This window comes from Cupriavidus sp. GW823-FHT06D04 (assembly GCF_058795055.1).
The window spans coordinates 1-17,814 of sequence record NZ_JBXAHL010000071.1 but is presented as its reverse complement, the minus strand read 5'-3'; the positions used below and the strand labels follow the sequence as shown (position 1 = coordinate 17,814).

At 57.2% G+C, this 17,814-nt stretch carries 12 protein-coding genes and 2 pseudogenes; 7 read left to right on the top strand and 7 right to left on the bottom strand.

The window, feature by feature from the left end:
* Positions 1 to 147 precede the first annotated feature (147 nt).
* A complete protein-coding gene (locus AC1Q7H_RS38535; protein WP_284494929.1) occupies positions 148 to 1,575 on the top strand; it encodes an NAD-dependent succinate-semialdehyde dehydrogenase in 1,428 nt (475 codons plus the stop codon).
* Positions 1,576 to 1,911: 336 nt separating this feature from the next.
* On the opposite strand, the pseudogene AC1Q7H_RS38530 reads toward AC1Q7H_RS38535, so the two are convergent.
* Positions 1,912 to 3,089: pseudogene (locus AC1Q7H_RS38530) on the bottom strand (IS5 family transposase); the annotation flags it as partial.
* A gap of 105 nt (positions 3,090 to 3,194) precedes the next feature.
* Positions 3,195 to 3,560 (bottom strand): MarR family winged helix-turn-helix transcriptional regulator, encoded by a 366-nt coding sequence (locus AC1Q7H_RS38525; protein ID WP_261660851.1) that lies wholly within the window; start codon positions 3,558 to 3,560, stop codon positions 3,195 to 3,197.
* 79 nt (positions 3,561 to 3,639) lie between these two features.
* Between AC1Q7H_RS38525 and AC1Q7H_RS38520 the strand changes: the two are divergent.
* Positions 3,640 to 4,257 (top strand): annotated as a pseudogene (locus AC1Q7H_RS38520) (transposase).
* A 200-nt stretch (positions 4,258 to 4,457) separates the two neighbouring features.
* Here the strand turns inward: AC1Q7H_RS38520 and AC1Q7H_RS38515 are convergent.
* The 5 genes from AC1Q7H_RS38515 to AC1Q7H_RS38495 all read right to left on the bottom strand — a co-directional run bounded on the left by AC1Q7H_RS38515 (position 4,458) and on the right by AC1Q7H_RS38495 (position 10,183).
* The gene (locus tag AC1Q7H_RS38515; RefSeq protein ID WP_492316592.1) at positions 4,458 to 4,982 is read right to left on the bottom strand and encodes a gamma carbonic anhydrase family protein; all 525 of its coding nucleotides are present in this window, start codon (positions 4,980 to 4,982) and stop codon (positions 4,458 to 4,460) included.
* A gap of 132 nt (positions 4,983 to 5,114) precedes the next feature.
* Positions 5,115 to 6,374, bottom strand: a complete 1,260-nt coding sequence (gene glcF, locus AC1Q7H_RS38510) for a glycolate oxidase subunit GlcF (protein WP_284494934.1) — start codon at positions 6,372 to 6,374, stop codon at positions 5,115 to 5,117.
* Positions 6,375 to 6,384: 10 nt separating this feature from the next.
* Complete coding sequence (glcE, locus tag AC1Q7H_RS38505; protein WP_284494935.1) at positions 6,385 to 7,458, bottom strand: glycolate oxidase subunit GlcE; 1,074 nt, start codon at positions 7,456 to 7,458, stop codon at positions 6,385 to 6,387.
* 1 nt (position 7,459) lies between these two features.
* On the bottom strand, positions 7,460 to 8,971 hold the full coding sequence (locus tag AC1Q7H_RS38500; protein WP_492316593.1) for an FAD-linked oxidase C-terminal domain-containing protein: 1,512 nt from the start codon (positions 8,969 to 8,971) through the stop codon (positions 7,460 to 7,462).
* Positions 8,972 to 9,301: 330 nt separating this feature from the next.
* On the bottom strand, positions 9,302 to 10,183 hold the full coding sequence (locus AC1Q7H_RS38495) for a LysR substrate-binding domain-containing protein (protein ID WP_284494937.1): 882 nt from the start codon (positions 10,181 to 10,183) through the stop codon (positions 9,302 to 9,304).
* A 520-nt stretch (positions 10,184 to 10,703) separates the two neighbouring features.
* On the opposite strand from AC1Q7H_RS38495, the gene AC1Q7H_RS38490 reads away from it, so the two are divergent.
* The 5 genes from AC1Q7H_RS38490 to AC1Q7H_RS38470 form a co-directional block, all read left to right on the top strand.
* Entirely contained in the window at positions 10,704 to 12,308 is a 1,605-nt protein-coding gene (locus tag AC1Q7H_RS38490; RefSeq protein WP_261660845.1) for an FAD-binding oxidoreductase, read from the top strand.
* Positions 12,309 to 12,344: 36 nt separating this feature from the next.
* Positions 12,345 to 13,568 (top strand): CaiB/BaiF CoA transferase family protein, encoded by a 1,224-nt coding sequence (locus tag AC1Q7H_RS38485; protein WP_284494938.1) that lies wholly within the window; start codon positions 12,345 to 12,347, stop codon positions 13,566 to 13,568.
* A 59-nt stretch (positions 13,569 to 13,627) separates the two neighbouring features.
* Entirely contained in the window at positions 13,628 to 14,611 is a 984-nt protein-coding gene (locus AC1Q7H_RS38480; protein WP_284494939.1) for a Bug family tripartite tricarboxylate transporter substrate binding protein, read from the top strand.
* 128 nt (positions 14,612 to 14,739) lie between these two features.
* A complete protein-coding gene (locus AC1Q7H_RS38475; RefSeq protein ID WP_261660842.1) occupies positions 14,740 to 15,759 on the top strand; it encodes a LacI family DNA-binding transcriptional regulator in 1,020 nt (339 codons plus the stop codon).
* Positions 15,760 to 16,885: 1,126 nt separating this feature from the next.
* The coding region (locus tag AC1Q7H_RS38470; RefSeq protein ID WP_492382440.1) for a cupin domain-containing protein at positions 16,886 to 17,814 on the top strand (929 nt) is incomplete at its 3' end.

Here is a 17,814-nt window from a genome sequence, read left to right as displayed (position 1 = left end):
GAACGCGCGTCCAGTTTGCGCCGGAGCAGGTGTCCAGTTTGCGCCGGAGCGAGTGTCCAGATTCGGCGGAATACGCACTCGAGTGAAACGACCGATTTACGCGTGCAGAGACCTTCTTAGAAACTCTTAGTCAGTGGAGTAGCCGCTGTGTATCCAGAACTATCTCTTTACATCAATGGCGAATTTCTCGCTATTGAAAGCAGACGACATCAGGATGTGATCAACCCCGCGACGGAGGAGGTTGTTGGGCATCTTCCGCTTGCTACCCTGGAAGACCTCGACACCGCCGTTGCGGCTGCTCACCGGGCCTTCCTGAAGTGGCGCAATTCATCGCCGTTGGAACGCAGTGCGGTTCTGCGTAGAGTTGCGGAGCTCGCCCGCCAAAGAGCACCGGAAATCGGCCGCAATATGACTATTGACCAAGGGAAGCCTCTGCATGAAGCCGTTGCAGAAGTAACGGTCTGTGCAGAACATGCAGAATGGCATGCAGAAGAAGCTCGCCGAATCTACGGCCGTGTGATTCCTAGCCGGCACCCCGACGTCCGCCAACTCGTACTACGTCAGCCTGTCGGAGTCTGCGCAGCCTTCACACCCTGGAACTTTCCCTTCAACCAAGCTATTCGTAAGATCTCCGCCGCGCTTGGAGCCGGTTGTACGATAGTTTTGAAGGGGCCCGAAGAGACACCGAGTGCCGTCTTGGCGATAGCTCAGCTGTTCCAAGATGCGGGTCTTCCTCCCGGCTGCTTGAACGTAGTCTTTGGAGTACCCTCGGAGGTGTCTTCATACCTAATTGCATGTCCGTTTGTTCAAAAGATCTCATTTACGGGGTCCACTGCTGTCGGCAAACAACTTGCAGCTCTCGCAGGCTCCCATATGAAGCGAATCACCATGGAACTGGGTGGCCACTCCCCTGCAATCGTCTTCGATGATGCGGACGTCGAAGCTGCAGCCGAGAAGCTTGCAAATTTCAAGCTACGAAATGCTGGTCAGGTCTGCGTTGCACCTTCCCGCTTTTTCGTTCAGCGCGGGGCTTACAATAGATTTCTAAGGCGTTTTACTGATGTGATTAGTTCGGTGCGCGTCGGCAACGGTCTCGATAGCACGACACAGATGGGACCGCTCGCAAACCAACGCCGCGTTGCAGCAATGGATGCGTTGATTGCAGACGCCAAAGCGCGCGGAGGAAATGTTGTCGTGGGCGGAGCCAAGTACAGCCGGAAAGGACATTTTTTCGCACCCAGCGTCGTCACAAACGTTCCGGACGACGCCATGCTCATGACTTGCGAGCCATTCGGCCCCGTCTCCCCGGTTGTATCGTTTGACGACTTGGATGAGGTTCTGGAGCGTGCGAACAAATTGAGTTATGGCCTGTCTTCTTATGTATTTACTGAGTCCGCGAAAACAGCACATTCTGTCTCTACGCAACTTGAGGCCGGCATGCTGAACATCAACCATTTCGGAAGCGCCCTTGCCGAGACCCCATTCGGAGGCATTAAAGATAGTGGCATCGGGAGCGAGGGTGGAACAGAGACGTTCGACGGCTATCTCAACACGAAATTTGTAACCCAACTGTAGATCAGCGATTGCAAAAGCGATTCATTAGCTCGCAGTATTTCTGAACATCCGAATATAAGAGCTTATGGCACACTTGCACTTGTAATCGCTAAAGGCGCCTACGCCTTTCTCCGGAGCTGAAATGACCGGCGACGTGCGACTCTAGGCGCCTTTACGGGCGCATAGGCCGCCGCAGTGCTGTGCAGAAGGCGACGCGATTGCTGCTGGCGACCTCAATAACGTTCAGGATGGTGACGGTCTTGCACACATACCCGGAATTCTGTTCTTGTGGCGGATCTCGGTCGAGTAACGGGTAAGTTTTCGAACCACGCCGTCCTTCTGGATGAGTCCGGGGTACTACTCGGTCAGACCTGAAAAATTCGGATTGTGGGTTCGGCCTAGCTGGAAGGTGGCGGATTCTGGTCGTATCAGTTGACCCAGGCATGCGGACAGAGTCGATTGGCCTGCGCTCCTGGCGAATCGAGCCATGACTGTGAGCATAGTCAAGACGCAAAAAAGCCCGTGGACGCCCAAGCGGGCAATGGCCCGCAGCAACCAACGGAGATTGAAGCCTGCGGCACAGAGGATTGGATGGATGGCGTCGCCGATTTCGCCTTTCAACCAGTTCCGGCGCATGCCGTGATCCGCTTTGACATGACCGATGACAGGCTCGGCCGCCTGGCGACGTTTGAGCATTCTGCGCTGACGACGATTCATGGATTCATGGTCTTGATCCTGCCGCGATGAATCATTTTCACTGGCGCCATTTCGGCATCGACCCCGCGGTAACCGAGGTCAACGATGGCAGTGCGGGGTCTGGGCGATCCGGGCAGGTCCTGTAGCAGGATGGTGGTCTGCTCCAGTTGGGCGTGCAGCGTGTGGCCGTCATAGGGATTGCCAGGGAAGCTACGTGCACCGACGATGAGTCCCTGATTAGCGGTAATCGCCAAGCTCACCTTCACGCCGAACTCGTAGGGCTGACGGGCCTTGCCCTTGGCGACACACTCCACCTCGGGAGCGTGCAGAGCGTAGAGCTTGTTCTTGTCCTTGGCACGTTGCTGCGCAATGCGTCGGGCGCGTTCGAGCCAGGGACGCAGACGCTGTTGCTGATCCTCAGCGAGCGCCGTCATCTTGCGTTCGATATCACGTAGTACGCGGCCGAGCACGGTGCGCTGGCGCTTGAGCACGGTTCTCAGCCGTTTGAACTGCTTGGCATGCGCATAACCACCCGCACAAAATCGCAACGACTTGCCTTCCCTGGCAAAGGTCTGCTTAAGCTGAATGCCGGCGCGTTTGGCCAGTTGCACCACCTTGGCCCGCGCAACCTCCAGCAGCCGGCTGTCGGTCGGATAGGAAATGGCCTTCTCTTGCACCGTGGTGTCGACGATGACGCGTTCGAACTCAGCCGGTTTGATCACCTTCATTTGCACGGCGGCAGCGATCGTGCTGCCCAGCAGTTCCTCGACGCCAGCCTCGCCCAGGGCCTGTCGGAAACGCACGAGGTTCGTCGGGTCACACGGCAGCCGCATTTGGAAGTACAGGATCTGAATCAGATTCATAATCGATCTGGGAGTTCGGCACGCAGCGCAATTCTTCCGAAGCCTTGCTGCGCCTTACTCTTCAGCATTCTGCAGGGCTGACTACTCGTGGCCCAGCCACGGTTCTCTTTCGAACATCTTATCGATAACCTGGCACATCGCGATCACCGTCTGCAGTTCCTGCTGCGTCAGTCTCTCCATGCGCTTGCCCAGCGCCGCCGTCCGCTGCGCTGCCAAATTGGCAGCTACCGACCGTCCCTCCTCAGTAATCTGAATCATGTTGTTATAAGAACCCATAGGGGCGGTGCGTGCGACTAATCTTGCGTCGACCATCCGCCCAATAATCTGCGTCATAGTAGGCAATCGGACGCCTTCATTCCTGGCCAAATCACTAACTCGCATCGGCCCTCTTATTAGCAATGCGCTGAGAACCGCGCTCTGAGCGGGGGGCACGTCTGCCGATCTCATTTCCCGTCGCAACGCTACGACGATCCGCATCAAGCGAGGTCTAAGTTCATCCGCAAGCATTTCAACCGTAGGTTCTGTCATGTGTGCCAAAAGGATCTTTATCACTCAGGCAGATGATATAACGGTTTTGCGAGGCTTGATCGCGCTAACCCTGGAGATCCGAGAGCATTGCCCGCAGGCCGAGGTGGTCTTCGACCTGTTCCACGTGGTAGCCGAGTATGGGCGCGAGGTGACCGACCGGGTCCGCGTAGACCAGGCCAACCGCCTGCGGCACGACCGACCGGCCAGGCGGGTACTGAAATCCACGCGCTGTTGCGCAGCAGGAAAAACCTGAAGGACACCCAGGCCGTGCATCCGAATGACGTGCTGCAGGCCAATCAGCCGCTGCTGACGGTCTATATCCTGAGAGACGAACTCAAGCGGCTGTGGTTCTACCGCCGCCCGGCATGCGCCCAGAAGGCTTGGGAGCATTGGTGCGTCCAGGCAAGGCCAGATTCTGGCCCTGGAGTTGTTCGCCCAGCGCTCGCAGACCTATTGGCACGGCATCGTCGCGCGATGCCGGCATCCGCTGAACACGAGCGTCGTTGAAGGCATCAACAATACCATCAAGGTCATCAAGCGCCGAGCCTACGGCTACCGTGACGAGGAGTACTTCTCCCTAAAGATCAAGGCAGCATTCCCCGGAATTCCTCGTTGATCCTAAAAAAAATTAAGCGACTATCATGCCCACACCATCGTTCGCCACCATTGGAATCGCTAGATCCAGAGACTGAAGGAAGCTGTGAATGACTTCAGCGCTGCCCGCGGACTCGACATCCCATCAGGCGTCATCCATGAACCAGTTGGGTGCAACAACGTGATCGGTGTCGGGATGTCTGCCGGAGCTTCTCGCGTTCGTTAACCTACTTTGACCAGCTCCTCCTTATACTTCTTCGCCTTGGTCATGTAGTCACTAGCATTCTTCTCAATCGCTGCCTTTACCTCATCGGTTAAGTCACGCACTAGTTTTGCCGGAACTCCCATCACTAGGCTTTCTGCCGGAAAGGTCTTTCGCTCACCAATCAAGGATCCGGCCCCCACAAGACTTTTCTGTCCAAGTTTTGAGCCATTCAGTATCACCGCCTGGATGCCCACCAGACTATGTGATCCGACCTTGCAGCCGTGGAGCATCGCTTGGTGTCCGACGGAGACCAGCTCGCCCACGTCAACGGGAAAGCCAGGATCAGTGTGCAACACGGCCCCCTCCTGGACATTCGCTCCGCGCCTGATCGTGATCTTGTCATTGTCACCGCGTATCACCGCGCCAGGCCATATAGACACGTCTTCGGCGATTTCTACGTCGCCGATGATTACCGCATGCTCGGATATATACGCGCTCGGATGAATCACCGGTGTCTTTTCTCCGATTCGATAGATCGCCACGAAATTCTCCTCTTTTCTTGATATGACTATACTTTTCGCCAGCAGCCACATTCCCTGCATTAGGCGAAACTCTACTGAACGGGCACTGCATCACGGTTGCGGAGCCCGTTTCGACGTCTGATAGACCTGACGCTAGATAAAGACTTGTTCCTCCGGTTGGATTACCGGCTCTAGTACCTCGTCCAGTACCTCAATCCAGTGCTTTACTGGCGTAGGCGTGCCACTTTGCAAATGCTGAATGCAACCAATGTTCGCGGAGACGATACAGTCGGGGCGCTTTTCGCCCAGATGCTTAAGCTTCCGGTCTCTGAGTTGAAGTGCAATCTCCGACTGCAGAATAGAGTACGTACCAGCTGAACCGCAACAAAGATGACTTTCCGTGCTGGCATGATGAACTGAGAAGCCCAGCATCGCCAGGTGCTCCTCCACCAATCCCCTCAGCTTCTGACCGTGCTGCAGCGTGCAGGGAGGGTGAAACGCTAGGACCGGCTTGTCGCAAACTTTGACTTTTCCGCACAGCCTGGGTAGAAGTTCTGGGAGTAGCTCGCTAAGGTCTCGGGTGAGCTCGCTAACTCGAGCGGCCTTCTCGGCATACTTTGAGTCATGTCTTAGCATGTCACCGTAGTCCTTCACTGTCACGCCGCATCCCGATGCATTCATGACAATTGCTTCGACTTCACCAGAGGAAACAGCCGGCCACCAGGCATCGATGTTTCTGCGCATATTGGCGAGGCCGCCCTCGTGATCGCCGGTATGCAGCCGTATTGCACCACAGCAACCGGCTAGAGGAACGCTAACAACCTGAAAGTCAGCTGCATCGAGTACCCGCGCAGTCGCAGCATTGATGTTCGGCATCATCGCCGGCTGGACACAACCCTCGAGCATGAGCACTTTCCTGGCATGGCGACGCGATGGCCGCTGACCGGCAGGTCTGCTCGGCGTAAGCTTGTTGGCTAGCTTAGAAGGAAGTAGCGGTCGAACCATTCTGCCCATCTTCATCGCCGGAGAAAGCAATGGTGAAGTTAGGCCTTCGCGCAGCAGCCAACGCGCTATGCGATCGGTAGGCGGACGAGGAATCCGCTCATCAACTAGTTTCCGGCCAATATGGACCAGCTTGCCGTACTCAACGCCGCTTGGACAGGTGCTTTCGCAGTTTCGGCACGTCAAGCAGCGGTCCAAATTCTGTTGCGTGCTCGCCGTAACCTCCTCCCCCTCAAGCAACTGCTTCATCAGGTAGATGCGACCCCGAGGCCCGTTACGCTCGTCCCCCAAAAGCAGGTAAGTCGGACATGTGGCCGTACAAAACCCGCAATGCACGCACTTTCGCAGAATAGCTTCGGCCTCCTCCCCTTCTGGAGTCTGGGCAAACTCATGACTTAGTTTTGTCTGCATATAGAACCCCTTATAGGCCGGGGTAAAGCCTACCAACATTGAAGATGCCATCCGGGTCGAATGCGTGCTTGAGATTCCGATGAACCTCGAGGAGAGCACCTCTCGGCGGAGTGAACACGCCGCTCCTACGGTGCGGATCTCTAAATAGCGTTGCATGGCCTCCGAGCGCTGATGCCGTTTCCCGAACCTCCACTATTGAATCGTCGGTGTATAGCCATCTCAATGCGCCACCCCATTCAATAAACTGATTCGCTGCCTTCATGGGTTGGGCAACCGCCGGGACCGAAATGCGCCAGAGGGGCGCATCGCTCCGTGTGAAAAAGGCATGACGGTGGTCACGTACGGCGTCCCACCACGCCAATGCTTCACCTGGTTCCAACACAGTTCCACCCAAACGTTTACGCGCTTCCTCGACAGCAGAGGGGGCACCGCTCAGTCGCACAAAGACTTTTCCGTCATGCCATGCACTCGCATTGACTGGCAACGCTTGTCGAGCCAGCCCAATTAGGAAAGACAACGCCGCTTCCTCATCACGGTCAACGACCAGGGTAATCCTCGATGAATGAATGGGCAGGACTTTCAGCGACACCTCGCAGATAACACCGAGTATGCCCATTGAACCGGCCAGCAGACGCGAGACGTCATAACCGGCGACGTTCTTCATCACTTGTCCACCGAACGTCAGAAGTTCTCCTTTGCCATTGATCATGGTCGCGCCGAGAACGAAGTCTCGAATGGAACCCCCGCCGACACGTGCGGGCCCACTAAGACCAGCCGCGACCACTCCTCCTACAGTACTTCCACTAGCAAAGCGTGGCGGCTCAAAAGCAAGGTACTGATTGTGCTTGGCCAGCACAGCCTCGATCTCTTCTACGGGCGTGCCTGCCCGGGCGGTGATAACCAACTCCGACGGTTCATAGCTGCAGATTCCGCTGAGGCGTCGGACATCACACGGTTCGCCACACTGCTCCTCACCGTAGAAGCATTTCGTACCGCCGCCGACGATGTTCAGAAACTTCCCTGCATTTCGTGCGTACATGATTGTCTCAATCAGATGAGACAGTTCCGGGGGAGTCTGAGCCATTCTAGAACCTCGGGATTTCTGGATGCGCGAGCATCCCACGCCGCACAGTCATGCGACCATACTCAGCACATCGATGAAGCGTCGGAATCACCTTTCCAGGGTTCAAGAGCGATTGGGAATCGAATGCGCGCTTTAGTGCAAACATTTGTTCTCGCTCGGCGCCTGAAAATTGGACGCACATTGAGTTTAGTTTCTCCACACCCACACCGTGCTCTCCGGTCACCGTCCCACCAAGCGTGACGCTTGTTTCCAGAATCTCTGCACCGAATTTCTCCGCCAAGTGAAGCTCTTCGGGATTGTTGGCGTCGAACAGGATCAGTGGATGTAGATTTCCGTCCCCGGCGTGGAACACATTGACGCAGCGAAGCCCATAGCGCAACTCCATCTCGCTGATTGCACGAAGAATTGCAGCAAGATTCTTGCGTGGAATCGTAGAATCCATACACAAGTAATCCGGGCTCATGCGCCCCGTAGCCGGGAACGCGTTCTTGCGCCCGCTCCAGAAACGAAGTCGTTGCGCTTCGTCCTGACTCACTTCAAGGCGAGTGGCCCCGCTGGCGGTGAGCACGGCGTTCATCCTCACAATCTCGACCTCGACCTCCAACGTCGTACCATCGCTCTCGCACAATAGTATTGCGGCCGCATCTAGGTCGTAGCCCGCATGCACGAAATCCTCTACAGCGGCTGTCATCGGCTTGTCCATAAGTTCGAGGCCGGCTGGGATGATGCCAGCTGCGATGACGTTGGCCACAGCGTTCCCTGCGGCCTCGACAGTGTCGAAACTCGCAACAATGCATCGAGCAAGTTCGGGCTTTGGAATTAGCTTGACGGTGACTTCCAATGTCACTGCTAACATCCCTTCACTGCCTACAACAATGCCGAGCAAGTCGAGTCCAGGGGCGTCCAGGGCTTCCGAGCCAAACTCTATCGCCTCGCCCTGGATGGTGTATCCACGAACCTTTAATACGTTCTGCAGTGTGAGTCCGTATTTGAGGCAATGGACGCCCCCGGAATTCTCTGCCACGTTGCCACCGATCGTGCAGGCAATCTGGCTGGAAGGGTCCGGTGCGTAGTACAGCCCATGGGTAGCCGCTGCTTCACTAATCGCAGCGTTACGTACACCACATTGGACCACTGCAGTACAACTCACAGGGTCTACACGGACGATGCGGTTAAAGCGAGCGAGCGAAAGGAGCACTCCCATCTCATGAGGGAGTGCTCCGCCTGACAATCCCGTCCCTGCTCCACGAGCGACAACAGGCACACCGAGCTTCTTGCACGTTCGCAGAATTGAAACAACCTGCTCTTCCGTTTCGGGAAGCACTACGACCAACGGCTGCGCCCGATAGGCCGTGAGGCCATCGCATTCGAATGGCTGGGTGTCCTCGCGATGCGACAGGATCAACTCGTGGGGGAGGACGCCTTCTAACGCGGAGACAACCTCCGCGCGGCGGACTTCCCTCCGTTCAGCGTCAGCGGGATTTGCCAACCAGCCGTCACGCGTCGCGTTCATGACATTGCCCTCCTGCATCGACGAGTTTGCGTCGTGCAACACCAGCTTATAGAACAATCGTTCCGGAGCAACGACGTCGCCATAGCAAACCGGCAAGGTGCGCAGTCAGCATGGACAAACGCCGCAGTTCTGAGATGGACTTTTAGTTCCAAGCGCTGAAGCTCGAACGTTAAGCGATGACTTCGATGCATTGTGAGATAAGTTTCAAACAGACTTGTATCAAAGGCGTCGCGAAACGCCATGAGTGGACTGTAGACAAACACTCGATACAGCAGGTTGAGAGATATTTGCGGTTGAGTTGCAGAAATCTTGATTGCCCGCCCAGGGGGCTCAGCTTAGCGAGTCAGAGAGCCATTCCGTAAAGGCGGCACACTCCCATCGTTCGAGGGCCCCCGGCTGCCAGCAGAGATAGTGCGCCATCGGGGAAGGTACTGAGCGCTCCGATAAGCGGACAAGTCGCCCACCCTCCAGCCATGTTTGCGCCATACGGGTCCTTACTAGCGCCACACCGAACCCGCATGCGGCTGCGTCATAGAGAAGCCCTAGATCGTTAAATTGGGCACCCACGTTCGGCTCTGTTCTAGTCAAGCCGCATCCGGAGAACCAAGTAGTCCAAGGCTCAAGCGGGCTTCGAATTAGGCGCGCCTGGTCGATGACACCCTCAGTTTCGAAACCTTCGAAGGGGCCGAACTCGTTGAGATAGCTAGGGCTGCAGGCTGGCGTTACTTCCTCCGAAAGAATGACGCGATGATTGATGCCCGCATATCCGCCTGCTCCGTACCTGACCTCCAAATCGGATGGCTCGGCCGTGACATCAAGGAACGGAATGGAGACCTGCAGGATAAGGTCGATGTCGGGATACTTGTTCCGGAACAGTTCCAATTTGGGCATCAGGAACTGCCTGGAAAAAGTTGGGGTCACCGCTACACGCAGTCGCACAACCGAGGCTCGTCCGCTCCTGGCCGGCATCTGTTGTAGCGCAGCAAGGCCGCTTCGAACATTTGCCAGATACGCCGCACCATGTGCAGAAAGCGTGAAGTCACTTCGCCCGAAGAGTTCAACGCCGAGGTGGGATTCCAGTTGTCGGATACGGTGACTGACGGCGCTGGTCGTTACACACAACTCGTCGGCGGCACGTGTTGCGCTCCGCAGCCTTGCAACAGTCTCGAAGGTGACAAGGCATTGGATGGGGGGGATGTGTTGAATGGCCATATCTCCTACTCCATTTGGTAATGGCTACCCTGGACGGATATGCCGCATGTTATCGCTGAGGCGCGGGAACCGGCCGCGCTTATTAAGTGGCCCCTCGCTTGAGCACTGTTCCGAGGCTGCGACGAGCAACCACCCCAGACTGTTCGCACTGGATCGACCAGTCCGGCTCCCAGCTTGAGTCAAGGACGGAGGTCACGTCCTTCGCAAGGGAAAACCCCTAGGTGAGCCAGCCCCACAAAGTCAGTTCGCGATCTGCAGATGGTTTCCTGCGGTTGCTAGCGACCTCACGGCGAAGAGCGTCGTCTAAACGATCCGATCGTCTCTTCGACTCCAACCCCAACCCCATGATCGCGATCACGATAACTACTTGACATTATGCCGCATGATTCTAAACTTATGTAATCGATTGCATGCAGTGATGTTTTCTTATCTTTACTGGAATGGCTTGGGTTGTAGCCAATCCACATCACAGATGATCACAATGGATGTAATCGATTACCAACTCACACAGGAGGCAACAATGCAGGAACGTCGTCGTAAGTTTTACGGGTGGGGCTACGAGGGTGACACCGTCACGCCGGAGGAACTCCAGGAGTTCGAGGCAGCGTGGACACGCTTGCTAGGCGTTGAGCACTTCGAAGCGACACCTTTTCCGACGCCCGAAGAGATCTCGTTGCGAAAACCTCGCGTACAGCTGCCCGCTTCGCTCCGCGAAATCTGCACAAGTGATCACTACGACCGCCTGTATCACACCTACGGCGCGGGCACCATGGACGTAGCGCGCGCGATGCGCAGGGAGTTTTCGAATCCTCCGGACGTAATCGCTTACCCGCGGACTGAGCAGGACATCGTGGACCTGTTCGATTGGTGCGGGCGTCAGAACATTGCTGCGGTTCCGTACGGCGGCGGCACCAGTGTCGTGGCCGGAGTTAATCCGCCAGAGCACGATCGTTACCGCGGCGTGGTGTCCATCGACATGAAGCACTTCGACAAGGTGCTGGAAGTAGATCAGACATCGCAGGCCGCCCGCATTCAAGCGGGCGTCCTTGGCCCGGATCTGGAGCGACAACTCAAGCCCACGGGCCTAACCATGCGATTCTTCCTGCAAGCGTGGGAGTTTTCGTCGCTGGGGGGGTGGATCGCAACACGGGCAGCAGGCCACTTTGCAACGGCGTTCACTCAAATCGACGACCATATCGAGAGCATGCGGGTCGTAACACCCCAAGGCGCCATCGAATCCCGACGTTTCCCGGTGTCCGGCTCGGGGCCCAATCCGGATCGACTTTTTCTCGGCTCGGAAGGCGCGCTGGGCATCATTACCGAGGCGTGGGTCAAGCTTCACCGCCGCCCAGTCTTCCGCAAGCAAGTGACAGTACGTTTCCGTGATTATGAGAAGGCCGTCGAGGCCACACGGGTACTGTCCCAATCCGGACTGAACCCTGCAAATGCCCGCCTTGTAGAACGCGAGGAAGCCGAATACACGGGGTCCAGCGATGGCAGCTATGACATTCTCGTGCTGGGATTCGAATCCGCTGACCACCCTGTCGAGGCACGCCTGAAGCGAGCGCTGGAAATTTGTGCTGAGTCCGGTGGCGAATGGGATGATGACCCAGTAAGCGGAAACCAAGGTGGTGCGGACGCCGCGACATCAAGCTGGCGGAACAAATTCCTACGCGGCCCATACTTGCGCGAATACGCCATCGCTCGCGGGGTTATGCGTGAAACCATGGAAACGGCCATCACGTGGGACAAATTCGCCGCCCTCCACAAGCACGTCAAGGCAGAAACGCATCGGGCAATTCGCGAAGTTACCGGACGATCTGGATCGGTTACCTGCCGATTTACGCACCTCTACCCTGATGGGCCAGCGCCTTATTTTACGTGGTTTGCCTACGGTGATAAGGCGCGATTGCCCGAGCAGTTCCAAGCGATCAAACGAATTGCAGAACAAGCCATGGTAGATGCGGGAGGTACGGTCACCCATCACCATGCGCTCGGTAGGGACCACCGTCCTTGGTATGACAAAGAGCGGCCAGAGCTCTTCTGCACCGCGCTGAAAGCGGCTAAACAGGCCTTTGATCCGCACCAGGTTTTGAACCCTGGCGTACTGTTCGACCCGAGCTAATTAGTTGGAACGGTCAATTCGAAAGGAGTAGGACATATGGCAGGCCCCCTTGCAGGTATCAAGGTCCTAGACTTGAGCCGGATCCTTGCTGGACCCTGGAGCACGCAACTGTTGTCCGATTTGGGCGCTGACGTGATTAAGATTGAGCGCCCCGGCAGCGGAGATGACACGCGAGCTTGGGGCCCGCCCTTCCTTACCCGGGAGGATGGCACTACGACGGAGGAGTCAGCGTACTTCCTTTGTGCCAATCGCGGCAAACGTTCGATCACTCTAGATGTAAGTAGCAAGGCCGGTCAGGAATTGCTGCACGAGTTAGTCAAAGATAGCGACGTCTTCGTTGAAAACTACAAGTTCGGCGACATGCAACGCTATGGATTGGACTTCAAGACATTAAGTGAGATCAATCCTCGCCTCGTCTACTGCTCCATCACGGGTTTTGGCCAAACCGGCCCATACCGCAAGCGAGCGGGGTACGATTTCGTGGTGCAAGCCATGGGAGGGTTGATGAGTATCACGGGAGAGCGCGACGGTCTCCCTGGTGGCGGCCCGCAGAAATGCGGAGTACCGATATCGGACTTGATGACCGGAATGTACGCGAGCGTTGCAATTGTCAGTGCGCTATTTGAGCGAGTCGGCAGTGGCTGCGGGCAGTACATCGACATGAGCCTGTTGGATACTCAGGTGGCATGGCTGGCAAACCAGGCGTCGAACTACTTGGTGGGTGGAACCCATCCACGGCGCTGGGGCAATGCGCATCCCAATCTGGCACCCTATCAGTCATTTCCTGCAAGCGATGGCTCTCTGATCGTAGCGGTCGGTAATGACCGGCAGTTCCGAGCATTGTGTGAGGTGCTAGGGCTAGTCAAGCTCCCAGATGATGACCGATATCGAAGCAATGCGGATCGTTTAAAGCACCGTGAAAGCCTTGTGACCGTGCTCTCAGAGCGCTTTGCCGAACGAGAGAGAGACACGTGGCTCACACTGCTGGAATCGGTCGGGGTACCGTCTGGGCCTATTCAAAGCATTCCAGAAGCACTGGAGGATCCACATATCCGTGCACGTGAATTGGTTTTTTCATTGCCCCACAGCAGCGGAGCAAGCGCGCCACAAATTGCGAATCCCATCAAATTCTCCCGTAGCAGTATCGACTATCTTCGCGCTCCCCCAGCGCTGGGCGAACACACTGAAGCCATCCTCAAGGACCAGCTCGGGAAAACTCTGGAGCAAATTCACACACTGCGCCGCAATGGGACGATTTGACGTGTAGGCCGCTCGAACACAGTGATCGCCAAAAAGATCATGTTCAAATGGAGACAGATATGCACCGATTTCTGCGAATTGCGGCGGCATTAGCCGTCTGCGGAGTAACACTAACTATCGGCCAGGCGGCCCAAGCCAAGGAATGGCCAGCCCAACCGATTCGAGTCCTTCTTCCCTATCCGCCTGGCGGCGCGTCAGACGTGACCGCCAGACTCCTGAGCGCTAAACTTAGCCAAGCTTGGGGAGAATCTGTTGTTGTGGAGAACCGACCTGGTGCCAACGGCATCATCGCTAACGAAGCCGTTGCGAAGGCGCAGCCTGACGGCTACACGGTGCTGATGGCGAATCTCGGACCGAATGCCATCAACCCTGCGGTATACGGGAAACTTCCTTATGACACCCTGAAGGACTTTGCTCCAGTTGTCTTGGTGACAACGGTGCCGCTCATTATCGTCACAGCAGCAAATTCGCCAGTAAAGGACCTGCGCCAACTGGTTTCGATGGCAAAGGCTAGGCCAGGGCAGATCACCTTTGGATCCGCCGGCAATGGCTCGGGCAGCCATCTGGCCGGGGAACTCCTTAGTACCATGGCTGGCGTCAAGATGAACCACGTTCCCTATAAGGGAGACGCGCCTTCGCTCACAGACGTGCTCGGTCAGCAGATCAATGTTGCCCTTCCCACCGCGCTTGCGGGAATGCCGCACGTCAAGAGTGGAAAGCTCAGGGCGCTCGCGGTCACGAGCAAGACTCGATTACCGTCACTGCCCGATGTGCCCACGGTAGATGAAGCGCTCGGGATAAACGGCTACGAAGCCGTTTCCTGGGGCGGATTCATGGTCCCGAACGGGACATCACAGGCCATCATTGCTAAGATGAACGGCGAGTTCAACAGAGCGCTCCAGGATCCGGAGGTCCGCGACAAGCTGATGGCTCAAGGGGCGCAGATCGTAGGCGGCACGCCTGAAGCGTTCAATGCGTTTCTTCGCGCCGAAGTTTCGAAGTGGAAGCGAGTGGCAGATTTAGCAAAGGTCCGGCTCGACTAGCCTCACCAGGGATGTCGATCCGTCGTCGGGGCACCCCTCCGACGACGGAAACTGCTTTCGACTACCAACGTCGTTACAATGGATGGCAGACGGCCGACATCCCGGCTGAAGATAACATCTGACCCGATATGGTGAATGTCAAGCAAGTCGCCCTCCTCGCCGGTGTTTCCTCGGCAACAGTCTCCCGTGCACTGACATCGCCGGATCGGCTGCGACCTGACACGCTGGAGCGCGTGCAGAACGCCATTGCAAGCCTCAACTACGTTCCCTTCTCGGCGGCTCGCGAGCTACGTCAGGGGCGCACGCGATCGGTTGGCATAATTGCGCCGACACTGATGAATGAACTTTACGCAAAAGCAGTAGATACCTTGGAGGCCCAGCTCGACCGGCTTGGGTATACCGTTCTATTGACTTGCCATCGGGACGACAGTGAGACCGAATTGCGCTGCGCGCGCGCCCTATTGGAGCGTAGAGTCGACGGGATCGCAATAATTGGTTCACAACATCATCCCGAAGTCTTCTCGCTGATACACAAGCACGCTATTCCGTATGTACTAATGTGGGCCGTGGACCGCGAAGGGATGCATCCGACGGTGGGGTATGACAACCGCTTGGCCATGCGCAGGCTAACCACCTACTTGGTCAAACAAGGACACCGGCATTTTGCAGTGCTCCCAGGTCCTCTCGAAACTCAGTTTCTATCGTCTCAACGGCTTCTGGGGATCCGAGACGTCCTCAGCGAGAACGGCATTTCCTTACCCGATAACCACATTTTTCCGACCCCTTACGATGCATCTGCTGTGCGGCAAGCGGTGCGCGTCTGCCTGCAGCGCAAGGACTTGCTGTTGCATCGGGAACAGCCGACCGCCCTGATATGCATCAATGACTTCATTGCTGTGGCGGCGATCGCGGAGTGTCGCACATTGGGACTTTCGGTTCCGAGCGACATCTCTGTCACAGGCTTCGGCGACTGGCAGATGGCGGAACTGGTAACACCCGCGCTAACGACAGTGCACTCGAATCCCATTCTGATTGGCGAACTTACTTCGCGCAACTTGATTGAGCAGATCGAAGGAGGAGCCAAAAACATCCAGACCGAGTTCGAGCCTGACTTAGTAATTCGCGAAAGTACTGCGCCACCTCGATAATAAATGGCGGCCTCAAATCAAAAGTGCAATGCATTACTGTCCTGATCGTCCCAAGACTTCCCATAGCCGCATGATTTCGCGAGCCTTGGTCTGACGGTCGATGACGTCCGCTTTGAACGGTCTTCCATCGAGGCCCATCGCCTCACGAGGGAATTCCGCACATCCTGCTGGTGCATGAAGGCCCGACAGAACAAAGGCCCCTTCCTCGGCGTCCAAGTTGGACGATCGAGATACTCTTTCAAAACGGGGCATAAAGCTGCCTTGCGGCAGCGACGCGTTCCTGTGGGGTTGTTGCTTGTGACACGACCCCGTTCCCCTTTGATGCAGTGGGTAGGTTTCTACCGTGCGAGACCTATGTGCCGCACGCAACAAGAACCCAAGTACTTCAGATTCAGCAACTTACGAAGGTAGCGAAGGTGGCGCGAACCGGTGACTGTACTACCTGTGTACCGCCACTCAGTGGCGCAACCGGCGCTTGGGACGCACCGCCTATCGTTCGCGAATCAGGCGCCCCGCGAATCCCCCCCCGCTTTGGCGCGCTCTCCAGAGATCGCGACACCGCGCGCCTTCAAAACTGAGGAACGCTGAGATATCCGGTAACGTTGCTAACCACGCATCTGGGCGCATACAGCTTCGACCTACCCCATGCCGCGCACAGGATTACCTGTTTTGGCATCGCGGGCACCGACGATGCGCGGCGCTCTGTGCTCACCCAGCCTGGATGACGATCGGGGCTGGCTATTGCGGCGGCCTGAAGCCCGGCCGGAACCGGGCAGGAGACCCGCCAAGCCCGTCAGATCGATGATGGTTCGCCCGGGAATCAGGCTCGTCGGATTGATCCATATGAAGTAGTTCCAAAATCATGCATGTGACGTAGACGGCGGTTCAGGCGGCATTGCAGCGCCCTGAGAAGCGCGCCCGTGCCTAACGTGGGATTTTCCCCAATGTTCCTGCCGGCGGAACCGGGAATAATGTCGAGGCCATCTTCTTCCAGAAGCCCCCGGGCGCCGCACCGTGGTGCAAATACGGGTGGCCTGCTTCTTGCGTGAGGATGGCGCTGTTCCGCGCTGACAGCGCCGCACCAGACGGCGCAAGCCGGAGATTCCCATACGCCCCCGCCGTCAACATGAGTGCCACCTGTATATTTCCGCCTGTGCTTGACCCGCATCAGCCCGCCCTGGCAGGGTGGAATCGTGAGCTGGACCAGGTGCACGATTTCGACCAGGTCACGGAGATGGTTGGCCGCGCGTTCAAGCCCCATGCGATGCAGTTGTGCGACCCGGCCCGCACCCTTTCCACGCGCTTGTTTTCGACCCGGGTGGGACGACTGTCGCTCTTCTTCCTAGAGTACGGCGCCGAGGTCAAGGTCGAGCCGGATTGCTTCGATGGCTTCGTGCTGGTGGAGATTCCGCTGCGCGGCGGTGGCCGCTACCGCTGCGGCCGCGAGGCGCTGAACGGCGATACCGGCCACGCCGTCGTGATGTCGCCCAACAAGCCCGTGCACCTGGAGCTAGCGCCCACCCTGTCGCAGCTGATCGTGCGGATCGACCAGGGCATGATTGACCGCGCCTGCGCTGCGCACCTGGGCTACCAGCCGAAAGAGGCTGTCAGTTTCGACCTCGGCCTGGACCTGGAGGGCCACGCCGGGCGTGCCTGGACCAGCACCATGCGCCATGTGCTGGACGGCTGCGCCAGTTTTCCGCAATTGCTCGACAACCCGATCTATTGCGCGCACATCGAGCAGATGCTGATCGACACGCTGCTCTACGCGCACTCGCACAACCTGTCGCATCGGTTTGAGATCTCGCGCACGAAGCCCGCGGTGGCACCGGCCTATGTTCGCCGCGCGGTGGAATACCTGGACACACACGTGGCCGAGGCGGTGACGATGGATGCGCTGGCCGCCGCGGTGGGCGTGAGCAGCCGGGCGTTGTTCTTGGCGTTCCGCGACACCTATGACCAGTCCCCGATGGGCTACCTGCGCGAGCTGCGGTTGCAGCGCGTGCGCCAGGGGCTGTTGTCAGGGGGCTCGGCTTCGGCCAACCTGACGCACAT